Source organism: Streptomyces sp. NPDC047453 (assembly GCF_040643155.1).
Lineage (GTDB): Bacteria > Actinomycetota > Actinomycetes > Streptomycetales > Streptomycetaceae > Streptomyces.
Genome location: NZ_JBEYTS010000109.1, coordinates 1 through 16,661, shown reverse-complemented (window position 1 = coordinate 16,661; position 16,661 = coordinate 1). Strand labels below are relative to the sequence as shown.

Here is a 16,661-nt window from a genome sequence, read left to right as displayed (position 1 = left end):
CCCCGGTCAGCTACCTCGCCGGACTTCACTTACGCGGCGCGGTCATCTGGCTCCGCAGCCTCACATGAAGATCTCAACTCGGCACAGACCCTAGTTCCTGTCGGGGCACCAGGTCCCACGGGGCTTAGCTCAAATGTTGCTCTGAAGGTGCGGGCGGCGGGGTTCGGGGCCCGGCGCCCGGGCCATACCCCCGTCACGTGCACCGTGTGGAAGCGGGCAAGAGGGGGCGAGGCCACGATGGAGCGGCTGGGGACGGGGATCGGGTGGCGGCCGGAGATCGCGGACGCCGTGGAGGAGATGCCGGGCGTCGACTGGGTCGAGGCCGTCGCCGAGAACGTGTGTCCCGCGCATCTTCCCGAGTCACTGCTGCGCCTGCGCCGCCGCGGGGTGACCGTGGTGCCGCACGGGGTCTCGCTCGGCCTCGGCGGGGCCGACCGGCCGGACGAGGGCCGGCTCACCGCCCTCGCCGAGCGGGCGCAGGCGCTCGGCTCGCCGCTGGTGACCGAGCACATCGCGTTCGTGCGCGCGGGCGGCGTACTGACCGCCTCCCCGCGGCTGGAAGCCGGGCATCTGCTGCCCGTGCCGCGCACCCGCGACGCCCTCGACGTGCTGTGCGAGAACGTCCGGATCGCGCAGGAGGCACTGCCCGTGCCGCTCGCCGTGGAGAACATCGCCGCGCTGCTGGCCTGGCCGGACGAGGAGCTGACGGAGGGCCAGTTCCTGTACGAGCTGGCCGACCGCACGGGCGTGAGGCTGCTGATCGACGTGGCCAATCTGCACACCAACCACGTGAACCGCGGAGAGGACCCGGCCCGAGCGCTGGCCGAACTCCCCCTCGAAGCCCTCGCGTACGTCCATGTGGCGGGCGGCTTCGAACGCGACGGCTTCTGGCACGACAGCCACGCACACCCGGTGCCGCGGCCGGTCCTCGACATCCTGACCGACCTCGCCTCGCGCGTCGCCCCGCCCGGGGTCCTGCTGGAGCGCGACGAGAACTTCCCCGAACCGGCGGAGCTGGAGCGGGAGTTGGCGTCCATCGGAACAGCGGTGGAGTCGGGGCGTACGGCGGCCCGGCGGGCGGTCGATCCCGCCCCCGGCCCCGGCCCCGCCCCCACCTCCGGTCCCGGCCAGGCACCGGGCGCCGGCGGCCGCGGTGCGCCGGGACCGGATCCGCGGCCAGCCGGCGGCACCGAGCCCGCGCGGCAGCGGCTCGCCCTCGCCCAGACCTCGCTGCTGTCGGCGCTCGTCGCCGGGACGCCCGCGCCGGAGGGGTTCGACCGGGTGCGCATCGGCGTACAGGCGCGGTCGCTGGCCGCGAAGCGGGCGGACGTCGTGGCCAAGGTGGCGCCCGAACTGCCGGTGCTGCTCGGCGAGGGGTACCGGACCGCGTTCCTCGCGTATGCGCAGTGCCACCCGATGACCGGGGGCTACCGGCAGGACGCACTGGAGTTCGCGGAGTCCCTGCTGCTCGCCGGCAGGCCCCGGAACGCGGGCGTCCGGCGGGAGTTGCGGGAGTGGTGGCTGGACCGCTCGGGGCCGGCGCCGCGGTCGCGCCGTCCGGCGGTACGGGTGGCCCGCGCGGCCCAGCGGGTGCTGCTGCGCCGCTGAGCCCGGCCCCGACGCCCTGGCCTCGGGAAACAAACGGAACGTCACATACTGGCAACACCTTGTCCGGATGACGAACAAGGCATGGCGTTTCCCAGGCCTCTGGCATAGAAACGCGTCATGTTCTGGGTCCTTCTCCTGCTCCTGGCCTGGGCCTTCGCGGGCTCGGCGTGCCTGCGGCTGTGCCTGGCCGCGGTACGCGCCGCGGCCGTCGACGTGGACGCGGGCCGGGGCCGCGATCTGTCGCTCTACGAGGCGGCGTTCCTCTCGGGCGGACCCGCGCGGGTCGCCGATCTGACCCTGGTCTCCATGGCACGCCAGCGCCGGCTGCTGCTCGCGCACACCGGCTGGGCGACGGTCGTCGATCCGCGCGGGCGGGACGAGATGGAGCGTTCCGTCATAGGGGCGATCGGCCCGGATGGACAGTCCCGGATCGCGCCGGTGCGCGCGGCCGCGGCCACCGCGGACGCGGTGCGCGGCCTCGCCGACCGGCTCGTCAGCGCCGGTCTCGCCGTGCCGGACGGGGACGCGTCCACGATCGCGGCCGGGGTCCGCCGGGTGCGGACGGCCACGCTGGCCGTCCTCGCCCTGGGCACGACCGCGCTGCTGCTGCCCGGCCCGACCGGAATGCCCCGCGAGCTGATCGCCCTCTGGTTCGCGCTGCCGCTCGCGCTCACCCTGAGCTGCCTGGCCATCGCCCGCTTCGAGGTCCACCCGTACTCGCGTTGGGCGTCCCCGGCCGGACAGCGCCTGCTCGGCGCGCTGAACCGGCGGGTGAACGGGACCGGTGGCGAGCGTACGTACCTGGCCTCCGTGGCCGTGCACGGCATCAGCGCGATCGGCGAACCGAACCTGCGCGCGGCCTTCGCCCACCGCGACCAGCCCTCGCCCGGCACACCCCCGCACGGCCGGGCCCTCCGGGACCGGTAACCCCCGAGCGGCCCGGGCCGGGGCCAACGGACGTACGGGCACAGGCATGCGGGCGTACGGGCGCCGGTGCGTGCCGGAGCGCGCGCCCGGCACCAGCGCTCGCGCGGGGCGCGTCGGGAGCACCGGCGCCGACACCGGCGGGACGGTGCTTGCCCTCCCCACGGGGCGAACGAAACATCCCTTCTGTCGCTGCCGTGCACCGAAGGGATACGCGATGACCGCTGCCGCCGTCTGGACGGCCGCCGGGTCCCTGGTCCTCACCGCCCTCGCCGGCACCCCGGCCTCGGGCGCCGCGCGCCTTCCCGGCACCGCGGCGGAACTGCGCGGCACCGTCGTGGCCGCGGCGCGCGCCCAAGCGGCCGGAATCGACTTCGGCGCGTGCCCGAAGGCGCGGGACCTGCCCGGCACCATGGAGTGCGGCACGGTCGTGGTGCCCCTCGACTACACGCACCCCGACGGCGAGCGGATCCGGCTCGCCGTCAGCCGGGTGCGGGCCACCCACAAGGACCCGCACAACAGCAAGCGCAGAGTGCCCCGTCAGGGCGTCCTGGTGTTCAACCCGGGCGGTCCCGGCGCCGACGGCACCTCCTTCCCGCTCATGGGTCTCCTGCCGGAGTGGAAGCGCGTCGCCGCCGCGTACGACCTCGTCGGCTACGCCCCGCGCGGGGTGGGCCGGTCGGCCCCGCTGTCCTGCCAGGACCCGAAGGGCTTCTTCAAGGCGCCCACACCCGCGCCGACGCACCCCTCACGGGCGTACAAGGAGCAGCGCGTCGCCGAGGCCAAGGCGTACGCGGACGGCTGCGCCCGGCGCGCGGGCCAGGCGCTGCGGCACTACAACTCCCTCAACAACGCCCGCGACCTGGACGTGCTGCGGGCGGCGCTGGGTGAGGACCGGCTGACGTTCGTGGGCGCCTCGTACGGCACCTACTTCGGAGCCCTGTACGCCACGCTGTTCCCCTCGCACGTGCGCCGGATGGTCTTCGACGCGGCGGTGAACCCGGCGCCGGACCGGATCTGGTACCGCAACAACCTGGACCAGTCGGCCGCGTTCGAGGCCCGCTGGGCGGACTTCCGGAAGTGGACGGCCCGGCACGACGACGTGTACGCGCTGGGTCGCACGGCCGGGCAGGTGCAGAAGAGCTACGACAGGGCTCGGGAGCGGCTCGCCGCCGAACCGGCGGACGGCTCGGTGGGACCGGGGCAGTTGCAGGGCCTGTTCCTGACGGCCGGGTACTACGACGACTACTGGCCGGGCGGTGCCGAGGCCCTGTCGGCGTATCTGAAGGGCGACCCCAAGCCACTGGTCGCGCTGGCGGCCCCGCACCGGGAGGGGGCCGCCGAGGCGGAGAACGGCAACGCGGTCTACACGGCCGTGGAGTGCAACGACGCCGACTGGCCGACGGACTTCGAGGTCTGGGACCGGGACAACACCCGGCTCGCGCGGAGGGCGCCGTTCGAGACCTGGAGCAATGTGTGGGCGAACCTGCCGTGCGCCTACTGGAAGGCACCCCGGCAGCGGCCCCTGGATGTGCGGACCGGGCCGGGCGAGCTGCCGCCGACACTGATCCTGGCCGCCGAGCGGGACGCGGCCGCTCCGTACGACGGTGCCCTGGAGCTGCGCCGGCGCCTGGCCGGTTCGGTGCTGGTGACCGAGCGGGGCGCGGGCACGCACGGCATCGCGGGCGGGCCGAACGCGTGCGTCAACGCGTATCTGGACGCCTACTTGCTCCAGGGCCGTCTGCCGGCGCGGCAGGCGGCGTGCGCCGCGCGCGCGGAGCCGAGGCCCGACGGCCCGACCTTCCACGAGTCCCGGGCTCGCCAACTGCGCGAGGCCCTGAAGAACGCCACCGGCCGGCCCGCCGCCACCCGCTGACCAAGCCGGGTCCCGGGGCCGGCCCCGGGACCCGGCCGGCTGTCAGGCCAGACCCGCCACCAGCTCGGCGATGTCCTTGCGCCGCCCGGTGAAGAACGGGATCTCCTCGCGGACGTGCCTGCGGGCCTCCGAGGCGCGCAGGTGCCGCATGAGGTCGACGATGCGGTGCAGCTCGTCGGCCTCGAAGGCGAGGACCCACTCGTAGTCGCCGAGGGAGAAGGACGCGACCGTGTTGGCCCGCACGTCCGGGTAGCCCCGGGCCATCTTGCCGTGGTCGGCGAGCATGCGGCGGCGTTCCTCGTCGGGCAGCAGGTACCAGTCGTAGGAGCGCACGAAGGGGTAGACGCTGACGTAGTCGCGCGGCGTCTCGTCGGCGAGGAACGCCGGGATGTGCGAGCGGTTGAACTCGGCGGGACGGTGCAGCGCCATGTTCGACCACACCGGCTCCAGCGCGCGGCCGAGCCTCGTGCGGCGGAAGAGGTTGTACGCCTCCTGGAGCTGGTCGCTGGTCTCGGCGTGCCACCAGATCATGAGGTCGGCGTCGGCACGCAGGCCCGAGAGGTCGTACGTGCCGCGGATGGTCACGTCCTTGGCGGCGAGCTGGTCGAACAGCTCCTGGACCTCGTCCGCGTAGCCCGCGCGGTCCTCCGGAAGCAGATCCTTCAGCTTGAAGACGGACCACAGCGTGTAGCGGATGACCTCGTTGAGGTCCTTGGCCAGCTTGCCCTTGTTCGGGATCCTGCCGGTCTCGGTGGTGGGGGCGTCGTCACTCATGAGGCTATTCTCCCGCTCCGCCGTGCAGACTCTGCACCGGGTCCGCGGTCAGCTCCCGCACGGCGCGCAGATCGCCTTCCAGCTGGTCCACGGCCGCGTACGCGCTCGCGACGCACGCAGGGATGCCCACCCCGTCGTACACCGCGCCGCACACCGCAAGACCGGGCAGCTTGCCGACGTGCTCACGGATGCGGGCCACGCGCGCGTGGTGGCCGACGGGGTACTGGGGCAGGCCGTCGGTCCAGCGGGTGACGCGGGTCTCCAGGGGCGCGGCGTCCAGGCCGGTCGCCTCGCGCAGGTCGTGCCGGGAGACCTCGACGAGGTCGGCGTCCTCGCGCTGGAGGATCTCCGTCTCGCCGTACCGCCCCACGGAGGTGCGCAGCACGACCACGTCCGGGTTCTCTTCGGCGATCCAGCCCCACTTCTGGGAGGCGAAGGTGGACGCCTTGATGGTGCGGCCGTCGACGGGGGGCACCAGGAAGCCGCTGCCCTCGGGCAGGGCGGTGCCGGCGCGGCGGTAGGCGAGGGTGATCAGGGCCATGGAGGCGTACTCGACGGCCCGCAGCTCGGCGGCGGCCTCCGGGGACTCGGCGCGCAACAGCCCGGCGGCGGCGGGCGCGGGCACGGCGACGACCACCGCGTCGGCATGCAGCACGCGGTCACCGGCGGCCACCCGCCAGGACGTACGGTCCTGCCGGCGCAGCTCCGTCACGGGGGTCCCGGTCAGGATCTCGCCGCCGCGGGCCCGCACCGACTCCGCGACCGCGAGCGGCAGCCGGCCCACACCGCCCTCGACGCCCATGAACACCGGCCCGGTCTGCTGTGCGGCGGCCGCCGCGGCCTGGATCTCGCGGACCCCTTCCAGCAGCGAGTCGTGGGTCTGCGCGGCCCGGAAGAGCTGGGGGACGGCCGAGCGCATCGAGATGCGGTAGGCGTCGCCGGCGTAGACCCCGCCGAGCAGGGGCTCGACCAGCCGGTCGACGACCTCGCGGCCCAGGCGTGCGGCCACGTACTCGCCGACCGCCACGTCGTCGCCGACCTCCGTGCGGGGCAGCTCATTGTCGCGCCCGATGCGGGCGAGGCCCTCCTCGGACAGCACGCCGGCCAGCGCGGAGGCGGTGCCGGGGACGCCCATGACGTGTCCCTTCGGCATGGGCCGCAGGGCGTCGCGGGTCCAGATGGAGGCGCTCGCCGTGGCGGGCGGCTGGAGGTGACCGGCGAGTCCCGTCTCGCGCGCGAGGGTCACGGCCTCGGGCCGGCGGGCCAGCATCGACTCGGCGCCCAGGTCGACGCGGACGCCCGCGATCTCGCCCGGCAGCAGCTTGCCGCCGAGCCGTTCCGCCGCCTCCAGCACGGTCACCCGCGCCCCGCGCTGCAACAGCCGGTGCGCGGCCGCCAGCCCCGCGATCCCGGCCCCGATGACGACGACATGGCCCGTGCCCGTACCCGTTGCGCTCATGAGCCCACTCTCTCAGACCGCTCCGACGCCGCTCCCGCGCCCCGGTGTCCGGCCCGAGTCATGAACGTGACCGCATCGGAACCGTTTTCGGCCAACGTCTCGCGCGGCTCGGGAGTCGAAGAAGCGTCATTGGTCAAGAAGACCCTCGGGGGTATGCCACATGCGCACGCGACGTTCCGTCCGGCCCGCTTCCGCCCTGGCCGGGCTCCTGCTCGCCACCGCCCTCGCGCTCACGGGGTGCAGCGCGGGCGGCAGCAACGACTCCTCCACCAAGTCCGCCGCGGCCGCGGCCGGCGGCGAGGACCAGAAGGGCGCGGCGGACAGCGGCCGCGGCACGGCTTCCAAGGCGAGGGCCACCGCGCCGCCCCGGATCGGCGCGAGCCACATCATCCGCACCGCCTCGCTCACCGTGCAGGTCAAGGACGTACCGAAGGCCCTCGACACGGCCCGCACCACCGTCGAGAACGCCGGGGGCTACGTCGGCGACGAGAGCACCAGCCGCGACGAGGACGGCCACGAACGCACGCGCGTGGTGCTGCGCGTGCCCGCCGACAGGTACGACGAGGTCCTCAGCGGTCTGGAGGGCACCGGCAAGCTGATCGAGCGCACGGCGAAGGCGCAGGACGTCACCGACCAGGTCGTCGACGTGGACAGCCGTATCAAGTCGCAGCGCGCGAGTGTGGCGCGGGTGCGCGAGCTGATGGACCGGGCCACGCGGCTCAGCGACGTGGTCAGCCTGGAGGGCGAGTTGAGCCGCCGCGAGTCCGACCTGGAGGCGCTGCTGGCCCAGCAGTCGTCGCTGAAGGACCGCACCAGCCTGGCCACCATCACGCTGTCGCTGTCCCGGACCCCGGCCGCGCCGGTGGTCGCCGAGGACGACGAGCCCGGGTTCGTGGACGCGCTGGCGGGCGGCTGGCACGTGTTCGTCACCGGGCTCCGCTGGATCGCCCTGGCCATCGGGGCGCTCCTCCCGTTCGCCGCGGCGGCGGCTCTCCTCGCGGCGCTGTGGCTGTGGGTCGTACGGCCGCGGCTGCCCCGGCGCCCCGCCGCCGCGACGCCCACCATGACCGCGCTGGGCGCGGTGCCGGACTCCCGGCAGGCGCCCGCGGACCCGGCCGGGAAGCCCGGCGGCCAACCGGACCCCCAGGACTGAGACGGCTTCAGGGCTGGATCGGCCTCAGGACTGGGACGACCTCGGGACTGGGACGCCCCGTCCCCGTAGCGTGTTCGCATGGACGTGAGCGCTGCGCGGGATGCCCGGGGTACCAAGGAACGCCTTGTCGTGATCGGCGGCGACGCCGCGGGGATGTCCGCGGCGTCGCAGGCACGACGGCTGCGCGGGCCGGACGAGCTGGAGATCGTGGCGTTCGAACGCGGCCACTTCACCTCGTTCTCGGCGTGCGGCATCCCGTACTGGGTGGGCGGCGACGTCGGCGAGCGGGACCTGCTGATCGCCCGCACGCCCGAGGAGCACCGCGCGCGGGGCATCGACCTGCGGATGCGCACGGAGGTGACGGAGATCGACGTGGCCGCCGGCCGCGTGCGCGCGCGGGACGTCGATTCCGGCGCGGAGTCCTGGACGTCGTACGACAAGCTCGTGATCGCGACCGGGGCCCGCCCCGTCCGGCCCGACATGCCCAGCGCCGACGCGCCCGGCGTGCACGGGGTGCAGACCCTCGACGACGGGCAGGCCCTGCTGGACAGCCTCGCACGCGCGCGTGGCCGCCGGGCGGTGGTGATCGGGGCCGGCTACATCGGGGTGGAGATGGCCGAGTCGCTCATCAAGCGCGGCTACGAGGTGACGGTCGTCAACCGCGGCCGGGAGCCGATGTCCACGCTCGACCCCGACATGGGCCGCCTGGTGCACCGGGCCATGTCGGGCCTGGGCATCACCATGGTCGACGACGCCGAGGTGACCAAGGTGCTCACCGGGGACGACGGCCGGGTCCGGGCGGTGGCGACCGCGGACGCAGAGTACCCGGCGGACGTGGTCGTGCTGGGCATCGGGGTACGCCCGGAGACCGCGCTCGCGCGGGCGGCCGGACTCCCGCTCGGCGCGCGCGGCGGGCTGCTCACCGACCGGGCGATGCGGGTGCGCGGCCACGAGAACATCTGGGCCGGCGGCGACTGCGTGGAGGTCCTGGACCTGGTCTCCGGACAACTGCGCCACGTCCCGCTGGGCACTCACGCCAACAAGCACGGCCAGATCATCGGCACCAACGCGGCCGGCGGCTACGCCACCTTCCCGGGCGTGGTCGGCACCGCGGTGAGCAAGGTGTGCGACCTGGAGATCGCGCGCACCGGGTTGCGCGAGAAGGACGCCCGCCGGGCGGGCCTGAAGTTCGAGACGGTCACCGTCGAGTCGACCAGCCGCGCGGGCTACTACCCCGGCGCCTCCCCGATGACCGTCAAGATGATCGCCGAACGCCGCACCGGCCGCCTGCTGGGCGTGCAGATCGTCGGCCGTGAGGGCGCGGCGAAGCGGGTCGACATCGCCGCGGTCGCCCTCACGGCCGGCCTGACGGTGGAGCAGATGACGGCCCTGGACCTGGGCTACGCGCCACCGTTCTCCCCGGTGTGGGATCCGGTGCTGGTGGCGGCCCGGAAGGCCGCGGCGAAGGTCCGTGACAGCATGGCGTGAGCCCTGGCCGGCCAGGGTCTCCCGTTTTGGGCATACGTGTACGCGGACGGCGGCTACGCGGACGGCGGCGTTCGCCGGTTCGGCGAGCGCATCGCGGGCAGAACTTTTCTGTGGTCATTCCCGTCCATGATGTGAACCCGGCGCGACGCACCCCGTGGGTGACGTACGCCCTGATCGCCGCGAACTTCGTCGTGTTCCTGCGCACCCCCGGCATCTCCGGGTCGTTCACGGGCAGCAGCACGCTGGCGCAGCTGTGCCATCTCCAGGCCTTCACGGAGCAGTACGCGCTGGTGCCCAGAGAGTTGATCCACCATCAGTTGCCGTCGCTGGTCCCGACGGGCGCCGTCGGGGTGGGCCCGCACGGCCCGGGCTGCGTGGTGGGGCCGCCCGCCTACGACAAGTCGCCCGTGCTGTCGGTCCTCACGGCGATGTTCCTGCACGGCAGCTGGCTGCACCTGCTGGGCAACATGCTGTTCCTCCTCATCTTCGGCAACAACATCGAGGACCGCATGGGCCACCTGCGGTACCTGCTGTTCTACGTCGTCTGCGGCTACGCGGCCGGGTACGGCTTCGCGCTGCTCAACGCGGCCTCCAGTGAGCCCCTGATCGGCGCGTCGGGGGCGATCGCGGGCGTCCTGGGCGCCTACCTGGTGCTGTATCCCAGGGCGCGCGTGTGGGTGCTCGTGCCCTTCCTGATCTTCCTGCCGCTGCGGCTGCCGGCCTGGGTGGTACTGGGCTTCTGGTTCGTGCTCCAGGCGTTCTACTCCTCCGGCCAGGCCGTCGCCGAGGCGGGCACCGTGGCCTACGCGGCCCACGTGGTCGGCTTCATCGCGGGCATGGTGCTCGCCTGGCCCCTCAAGCCTGGCACTCCCCCACCCCCCGAACCGCGCAGCATCCTCTTCGGACGGCAGACGCGACGCGCCTGGTAGGGCCACCCACCAAGAGCCAGGAAGCCCAAGGAAACCCCGATGGGTTTACATGAGCAACGTTTGCATTCCCGGGCTGGCTGTCGGTTGTTGAACTATTCAACCACCTGCATGTTTTGCCGGATTCTTGAGCCTCCGGCAGGGCTCACGCTGACCCATTGCCGACTTCCCTGACGCCCTGCCAGGCGAGGAGCACCTCCACAAAGTCACATCGAGCACCATCCATCACGGCTCGGAGTGGAGGCCCCCAGGGGCTCACAGCCGAGCTCGACAGACCCCCCGGCACCCCAAGCCGGAGAGGCCGCATCACGAGGCGGCGCGGAACGTTCCACCTGGGTGTTGCCACGACCCGCGCGCGGAGCTGTTCAAGGCGCAACTCGCCTGGAAGACGACGGTTACCTCAAGGTCGCCGCGCCCTCGACTCAGACGAACATCCCGGGAGTCCTCGCCGCGGGGGACATCGTCGACCACACCTACCGCCGGGCCATCACTGCCGCCGGCGCTTTCGGCCCGGCATCAGCGTGCCGCCGTCCAGGTCTTCCACCCAAACCGCTGACCGTGCCCTTGATCAGCGAGTCACGCCGAGCGTGGCGTCCTCCGAGCGGTCCGCGTCCATGGCGTCGCTGAGCCCGAGGCGCAGGTGCTCGATGTGGTAGACGGCCTGGTCGAGGAGTTCGGCGACGTGGTTGTCGTAGAGCGCGTAGATCACCGAGCGGCCCTGGCGGCGGCCGACGACCAGGCCGAGGTTGCGCAGGAGGCGCAGCTGGTGCGAGCAGGCGGACTGTTCCATGCCGACCTCGGTGGCGAGTTCGGTGGCAGCGCAGGGGCCTTCCCGCAGGCGGGAGAGGATCAACAACCGGGAGGGGGTGGCCAGGGCCTGGAGGGTGGTGGCCACCCGGGCGGCGCTGTCCGCGTCCAGGCGAGTGCGCGGGACGGGGTCTTTGGCAGGAGCTGCTCCATGGCCCATGGCAGCCATCATACAAGTAACACTTGAACAGCTCTTCATATGTACGTGTATGGTGATTGAGTCGATCCGCCCCGCCCTCTCGAAGGGTTCTTCGTCATGTCCTTCACTCTGACCGAGCGGCCCGCGCCGGCTGCGACCGCGCGCCCGGATGCCGCCCCACCGCGACGGACCCGGGTCTTCGCGCTGCCCGAGGTCCGTTGGGCCGCGGCGGCCACGGCGCTGTTCCTGCTCGCGCTCCCGCTGCAGCTGACCGGCGCGCCCGCCTGGTCCTGGGGTGTGTTGTACGCGCTCGCGTACGCCGCCGGCGGCTGGGAGCCCGCGCTGGCCGGACTGCGGGCGCTGCGGGAGAAGACCCTTGACGTCGACCTGCTGATGATCGTGGCGGCACTGGGTGCGGCGGCCGTGGGCCAGGTGATGGACGGTGCGCTGCTGATCGTCATCTTCGCGACCTCCGGCGCGCTGGAGGCCCTGGCCACCGCGCGCACCGCCGACTCGGTGCGCGGCCTGCTCGACCTGGCTCCGGCCACCGCGACCCGGCTGCTCGACGACGGCACCGAGGAGACCGTGCCCACCGCCGACCTCGCCGTCGGCGACACCGTCCTGGTGCGGCCCGGCGAGCGGATCGGCGCCGACGGCCGGGTGCTGGACGGGGCGAGTGAGGTGGACCAGGCCACCATCACCGGCGAACCGCTGCCCGTCGCGAAGGAATCCGGCGACGAGGTGTTCGCCGGCACCCTCAACGGCACCGGCGCACTCCGCATCAAGGTCGAACGGGACGCCGCCGACTCGGTGATCGCCCGGATCGTGCAGATGGTCGAAGAGGCGTCCGAGACCAAGGCTCCGACCCAGCTGTTCATCGAGAAGGTCGAACAGCGCTATTCGATCGGCATGGTGGCGGCCACGCTGGCCGTGTTCGCGGTGCCGCTCGCGTTCGGCGCCGCGCTGACCGACTCGCTGCTGCGGGCCATGACCTTCATGATCGTCGCCTCGCCGTGCGCGGTGGTGCTGGCGACCATGCCGCCGCTGCTGTCCGCGATCGCGAATGCCGGGCGGCACGGAGTGCTGGTGAAGTCCGCCGTGGTGATGGAGCGCCTGGGCCAGGTCGACGCGGTCGCCCTGGACAAGACCGGCACGCTCACCGAGGGCACGCCGCGCGTGACCGACATCCGGCCACTGCCCGGCTCCGGCGTGAACGAGGAGGAGTTGCTGGTCCTGGCGGCGGCGGCCGAGCACCCCAGCGAGCACCCGCTGGCCCGCGCCGTCGTGGACGCCGCCCGCGCCCGTGGTCTCGCCCTGCCCGTCGCGGAGGACTTCACCTCCAACCCTGGTGTCGGGGTCACCGCCACCGTCAACGGCCGCAAGATCATGGTCGGCGCCCCTGCCCGGCTGCTGTCCGGCGCCGAGGGCGGGCACGCCGCCGTCGTCGCCGAGTTGGAGGATGGCGGGCGCACTGCGGTCCTGGTGGTGGCCGACGGCGCGCCGGCCGGAGTTCTGGGCATCGCCGACCGACTGCGGCCGGACGCCGCCGCCACCGTCGCCTCGCTCGCCGCGCTCACCGGCACCGCGCCGACGCTGGTCACGGGCGACAATCCCCGCGCCGCCGCCCGCCTGGCCGCCGAGGTCGGCATCACCGACGTCCGGGCCGGACTGCTGCCGCAGGACAAGGTGGCCGCGGTCAGGGAACTGGAGCAGGCCGGCCGCAAGGTCCTGGTCGTCGGCGACGGCGTCAACGACGCGCCCGCCCTGGCCGCCGCCCACACCGGCATCGCCATGGGCCGGGCCGGCTCCGACCTGGCCCTGGAGACCGCCGACGCGGTGATCGTCCGCGACGAACTGGCCACCGTGCCCGCCGTGGTGGCCCTCTCCCGCCGGGCCCGCCGCCTGGTCGTACAGAACCTGGTCATCGCCGCCGTGTTCATCTCCGGCCTGGTCGTCTGGGACCTGGCCGCCACCCTCCCCCTGCCGCTCGGCGTCCTCGGCCACGAGGGCTCGACCGTCATCGTCGGCCTCAACGGCCTGCGGCTGCTGCGCGAGGCCGCCTGGACCCGGGCCCGCGAGGAGGGCTGCCGCTGACCCGTTGCGCCCACGGCCCGCCGCACCAGTCGCTGGTGCAGCGGGCCGTTGCCGTCCGACCGCTTCGACGGCACTTCTACCCGCGGGAGGCGTCACCCGGCGACACATGATCGACGATTCATATGGACATGGATTTCATTTCCATCTACGGTGGAAAACGCCGACTTCGCACGAGCCGTTGGGAGTGATGTGCCATGGGCGGCCGGATGACACGGCAGCGCAAGGCGGTCACGCGCGCACTCACGGGCTGCCAGGACTTCGTGTCGGCCCAGGAGTTGTACGCCCTTCTGGTGGCCGACGACCACGCGATCGGCCTGACCACCGTCTACCGCGCCCTACGTGAGCTGGAGGCGGACGGCGGCGTGGACGTCGTCCGCGACGAGACGGGCGGGCGGCTCTACCGGCTGCGCCCCGCCGACGGGCACCGTCACTACCTGATGTGCCGTGACTGCGGCCGCAGTCGGCCGGTGGACTCCGAGGTCGTCGAGGAATGGGCGGGCCGGATCGCCGCCGACACCGGCTTCGCCGCGGTCGAGCACACCGTCGAACTCACCGGCGTCTGCGCCGACTGTCTGCCCCGCACAGACGGCGGATGCCGGCCGTCCGGGGACGAAGGAGAAGAACCGCCATGCCACTGGGATCGCGCCCCGGACCCCCGGGGCCGAGTCCGCAGCTGCGCGCGCTGAAGGAAACCGTGCGCGCCCTGCTCGGACTCGACGACGACACCGCCGTCATGGTCCGCCAGCTCGCCTGCACCGAACCGGACTGCCCGCCGCTGGAGACGGTCGTCGCCGTGCTGCCGATGGAGGGCGAGGCCCGCCGCTGGACCCTGCGCCGCTCCGCTGACCAGATCACCGAGGACGACCTGCGCGCCGCCCTGCTCACCCCTGAACAGCACGACTAGGAGACTGACTTGACCACCCCGGAACCCCGCGACGTGGGGGTGCCCCCGGTCGAGCGAAGCCGAGACTGGGGGAGGGTCCCCGTCACCGTCCTGACCGGCTTCCTCGGCTCCGGCAAGACCACCCTGCTCAACCGCATCCTCACCGAGAACCACGGCCTCAGGATCGCCGTCATCGAGAACGAGTTCGGCGAGGTCGGCATCGACGACGCCCTCGTCCTCGACGCCGAGGAGGAGATCTTCGAGATGAACAACGGCTGCATCTGCTGCACCGTGCGCGGAGACCTCATCCGCATCCTCGGCGCCCTGATGCGCCGGCGCGAGAAGTTCGACCACATCCTCATCGAGACCACCGGACTGGCCGATCCGGCGCCGGTCGCCCAGACCTTCTTCATGGACGACGAGATCGCCTCCCAGCTGCGTCTGGACGCCATCGTCACGCTCGTGGACGCCGCACACGTGCTCCAACACCTGGACGAGGTGAAGCCCGAGGGCGTGGAGAACGAGGCCGTCGAGCAGATCGCCTTCGCCGACCGGGTCGTGCTCAACAAGACCGACCTGGCCGACGAGGAGACGATCGCCGAGGTCGAGGCCCGCGTACGGTCGATCAACGCCCCGGTGCAGATCCTGCGCGCCCAGCACGCCGCGGTCGACCTCCACCAGGTTCTCGACGTAGGCGCGTTCGACCTGGAGCGGGTGCTCGCCGACGACCCCTCCTTCCTCACCGAGACCGAGCACCAGCACGACACCACCGTCACCTCGGTCGGCATCGAACTGGACGGCGAGCTCGATGAGGACCGGCTCAACGCCTGGCTCGGCAACCTGCTGCGCACCAAGGGCGTCGACCTCTTCCGCTCCAAGGGCATCCTCGCCGTCGCCGGAGCGCCCAAGCAGTACGTCTTCCAGGGCGTGCACATGCTGTTGGACGGCACCTTCGGACGCGACTGGCGGGAGGGGGAAGCCCGCACGAACAAGATGGTGTTCATCGGCCGCGACCTCGACCGCGAGGCCCTCGAACGCGGCTTCGCCGACTGCCTGGCCACGGCGGGAGCGGCCGCGTGAGTACGACGGTTCAGTCCCCGCTCGTCTGGGAGGTCGGCGTCGACGACGCACCCGTCGCGCTCAGCGCACGGGGCGATCTGGTCGCCGTCGCGGGGGCCGAGGGGACCGTGAAGGTCCTCGACGCGGCAATGGGCGCCGCGATCGGGTCGTTCGCCCTTCCCGGAGGTGCACTCACGATCGCGCTCTCCCCGGATGCCGGGCACCTGGTGGCGACCGGCCCCATGGGTTACGCACTGTGGCGCCGCTCCGACGGGCGTACGACGGTGCGGGAGTCCGGTGCCTGGTCGGCCGCCGCCGCCTGGGCCGACGGCGCACGAGTCGCGGTCGCCTCCGGCCGTCACGCGCTCGTACTCGACGCAGAGGGAGACGAGTTGTGGCGCACGGAGCCCGCCGCCTCCACGATCACCGACCTCGCCTGGATGCGCCAGGGGCGGCGCCTGGCCGTGGCGGCGTACGGGGCCGTGCGCTGCCACGAGCGGCACACCGAGAAGCCGGTCGCCACCTACCCCTACGTCGGTTCGCACCTCGCGCTCGCCATCGCACCCACCGGGAAGTGGATCTGCAGCGGCAACCAGGACGCCTCCATCCACATCTGGAGAGCTCGCGACGGCGGCGAGCTGACCATGTCCGGTTACCCGGAGAAGGTCTCCCGCCTCGCCTTCGACGACACCGGCTTCTGGCTGGCCGCCGACGGCGCACCCGACGTGACCGTGTGGGACTTCTCCGGCAAAGGCCCGGAAGGCACGGCACCGCGCTCGCTGCGCTGCCACGAGACAGTCACCGCGCTCGCCTGGCGGCCGGGTGCCGCCGGGCACCTCGCCAGCGGCGGCGCCGACGGGACCGTAGCCCTGTGGTACGCCACGGCCGGACGGCCGCAGGCGCGCCTGCGGCCGGTGCGCGAGCTCGACGGCACCGGTGCGGCGGTCGCGGCGCTGGCCTGGGCAGGCCCCCACCTGCTGGCCGTCGCGTGGCGGGACGGCCGGATCCGGACGTACGGCGTGCCGTCCCGGACCGCGCTGTGAACCGGTCCGTGATCCGGGCGGCCGCTCCCCGGCCCTGCACCCTCGTCGTGTGCCGGGGCTGCTGCTGCGGCAACCCGCGCAAGCACCCCGGCACCGACCACGCCTGGCAACTGGACCGGCTGCGCGCCGGCGCGGCGGAAGGCGGCTTCCAGGTCCGCACGACGGACTGCCTCGGCCCCTGCGACCAGGCCAACGTCATCGTCGTCCAGCCGTCGACCGCCGGGCGCCGGGCCGGGGGACGCGCCGTCTGGGTGGGCTTCGCGATGGACGACGACTGCACCGACGACCTGCTGCGCTGGGCGCAGTCGGGCGGACCCGGCATCGCCGAACCGCCCGCCACCCTGGCGCTCCAGCTCATCCGCCCACCGCGCGAGGCCCGCGCCCGTGCACGCCGATGACGTCGAGCCGGGCGGCCGCGACATCCTCGC

At 73.1% G+C, this 16,661-nt stretch carries 15 protein-coding genes and 1 pseudogene; 13 read left to right on the top strand and 3 right to left on the bottom strand.

Going from position 1 to position 16,661, the window contains the following annotated elements:
- The first annotated feature begins 237 nt into the window (after window positions 1-237).
- The 3 genes from ABZ818_RS39855 (at window position 238) to ABZ818_RS39845 (ending at window position 4,408) form a co-directional block, all read left to right on the top strand.
- The gene (locus tag ABZ818_RS39855; protein ID WP_361426383.1) at window positions 238-1,608 is read left to right on the top strand and encodes a DUF692 domain-containing protein; all 1,371 of its coding nucleotides are present in this window, start codon (window positions 238-240) and stop codon (window positions 1,606-1,608) included.
- Window positions 1,609-1,725: 117 nt separating this feature from the next.
- On the top strand, window positions 1,726-2,535 hold the full coding sequence (locus ABZ818_RS39850; protein WP_361426380.1) for a TIGR04222 domain-containing membrane protein: 810 nt from the start codon (window positions 1,726-1,728) through the stop codon (window positions 2,533-2,535).
- A gap of 214 nt (window positions 2,536-2,749) precedes the next feature.
- Window positions 2,750-4,408: an alpha/beta hydrolase gene (locus ABZ818_RS39845; RefSeq protein WP_361426377.1), complete on the top strand. Its 1,659-nt coding sequence runs from the start codon at window positions 2,750-2,752 to the stop codon at window positions 4,406-4,408.
- Window positions 4,409-4,450: 42 nt separating this feature from the next.
- Here the strand turns inward: ABZ818_RS39845 and hemQ are convergent, their stop codons facing one another.
- Window positions 4,451-5,182, bottom strand: a complete 732-nt coding sequence (hemQ, locus tag ABZ818_RS39840; protein ID WP_361426374.1) for a hydrogen peroxide-dependent heme synthase — start codon at window positions 5,180-5,182, stop codon at window positions 4,451-4,453.
- Window positions 5,183-5,186: 4 nt separating this feature from the next.
- A complete protein-coding gene (hemG, locus tag ABZ818_RS39835; protein WP_361426370.1) occupies window positions 5,187-6,641 on the bottom strand; it encodes a protoporphyrinogen oxidase in 1,455 nt (484 codons plus the stop codon).
- 160 nt (window positions 6,642-6,801) lie between these two features.
- On the opposite strand from hemG, the gene ABZ818_RS39830 reads away from it, so the two are divergent.
- The 4 genes and pseudogenes from ABZ818_RS39830 to ABZ818_RS39815 all read left to right on the top strand — a co-directional run.
- A complete protein-coding gene (locus tag ABZ818_RS39830) occupies window positions 6,802-7,794 on the top strand; it encodes a DUF4349 domain-containing protein (protein ID WP_361426368.1) in 993 nt (330 codons plus the stop codon).
- A gap of 78 nt (window positions 7,795-7,872) precedes the next feature.
- The gene (locus ABZ818_RS39825; protein ID WP_361426365.1) at window positions 7,873-9,282 is read left to right on the top strand and encodes an FAD-dependent oxidoreductase; all 1,410 of its coding nucleotides are present in this window, start codon (window positions 7,873-7,875) and stop codon (window positions 9,280-9,282) included.
- Between the two features lie 110 nt (window positions 9,283-9,392).
- Window positions 9,393-10,211, top strand: a complete 819-nt coding sequence (locus ABZ818_RS39820) for a rhomboid family intramembrane serine protease (RefSeq protein WP_361426362.1) — start codon at window positions 9,393-9,395, stop codon at window positions 10,209-10,211.
- 340 nt (window positions 10,212-10,551) lie between these two features.
- A pseudogene (locus tag ABZ818_RS39815) lies at window positions 10,552-10,835 on the top strand (hypothetical protein); the annotation flags it as partial.
- Here ABZ818_RS39815 and ABZ818_RS39810 read toward each other — a convergent pair.
- Window positions 10,777-11,175 carry a metalloregulator ArsR/SmtB family transcription factor gene (locus tag ABZ818_RS39810; RefSeq protein ID WP_361426359.1) on the bottom strand — a complete coding sequence of 133 codons (399 nt, stop codon included), beginning with the start codon at window positions 11,173-11,175 and terminating at the stop codon, window positions 10,777-10,779. The pseudogene ABZ818_RS39815 and the gene ABZ818_RS39810 overlap by 59 nt on opposite strands.
- 96 nt (window positions 11,176-11,271) lie before the next feature.
- Between ABZ818_RS39810 and ABZ818_RS39805 the strand changes: the two genes are divergently transcribed.
- The 6 genes from ABZ818_RS39805 (at window position 11,272) to ABZ818_RS39780 (ending at window position 16,631) form a co-directional block, all read left to right on the top strand.
- On the top strand, window positions 11,272-13,248 hold the full coding sequence (locus ABZ818_RS39805) for a heavy metal translocating P-type ATPase (RefSeq protein WP_361426356.1): 1,977 nt from the start codon (window positions 11,272-11,274) through the stop codon (window positions 13,246-13,248).
- Between the two features lie 206 nt (window positions 13,249-13,454).
- Window positions 13,455-13,934, top strand: a complete 480-nt coding sequence (locus ABZ818_RS39800; RefSeq protein ID WP_361426353.1) for a Fur family transcriptional regulator — start codon at window positions 13,455-13,457, stop codon at window positions 13,932-13,934.
- An 8-nt stretch (window positions 13,935-13,942) separates the two neighbouring features.
- A complete protein-coding gene (locus ABZ818_RS39795; protein ID WP_361426350.1) occupies window positions 13,943-14,152 on the top strand; it encodes a hypothetical protein in 210 nt (69 codons plus the stop codon).
- A 9-nt stretch (window positions 14,153-14,161) separates the two neighbouring features.
- Window positions 14,162-15,211 (top strand): GTP-binding protein, encoded by a 1,050-nt coding sequence (locus ABZ818_RS39790; RefSeq protein ID WP_361426347.1) that lies wholly within the window; start codon window positions 14,162-14,164, stop codon window positions 15,209-15,211.
- Window positions 15,208-16,233, top strand: a complete 1,026-nt coding sequence (locus ABZ818_RS39785) for a hypothetical protein (RefSeq protein WP_361426344.1) — start codon at window positions 15,208-15,210, stop codon at window positions 16,231-16,233. Before ABZ818_RS39790 ends, ABZ818_RS39785 begins: the two co-directional genes overlap by 4 nt.
- Window positions 16,230-16,631, top strand: coding sequence for a (2Fe-2S) ferredoxin domain-containing protein (locus tag ABZ818_RS39780; RefSeq protein WP_361426341.1), 402 nt, complete (start codon window positions 16,230-16,232; stop codon window positions 16,629-16,631). The genes ABZ818_RS39785 and ABZ818_RS39780 overlap by 4 nt, the downstream gene beginning before the upstream one ends.
- Window positions 16,632-16,661 lie beyond the last annotated feature (30 nt).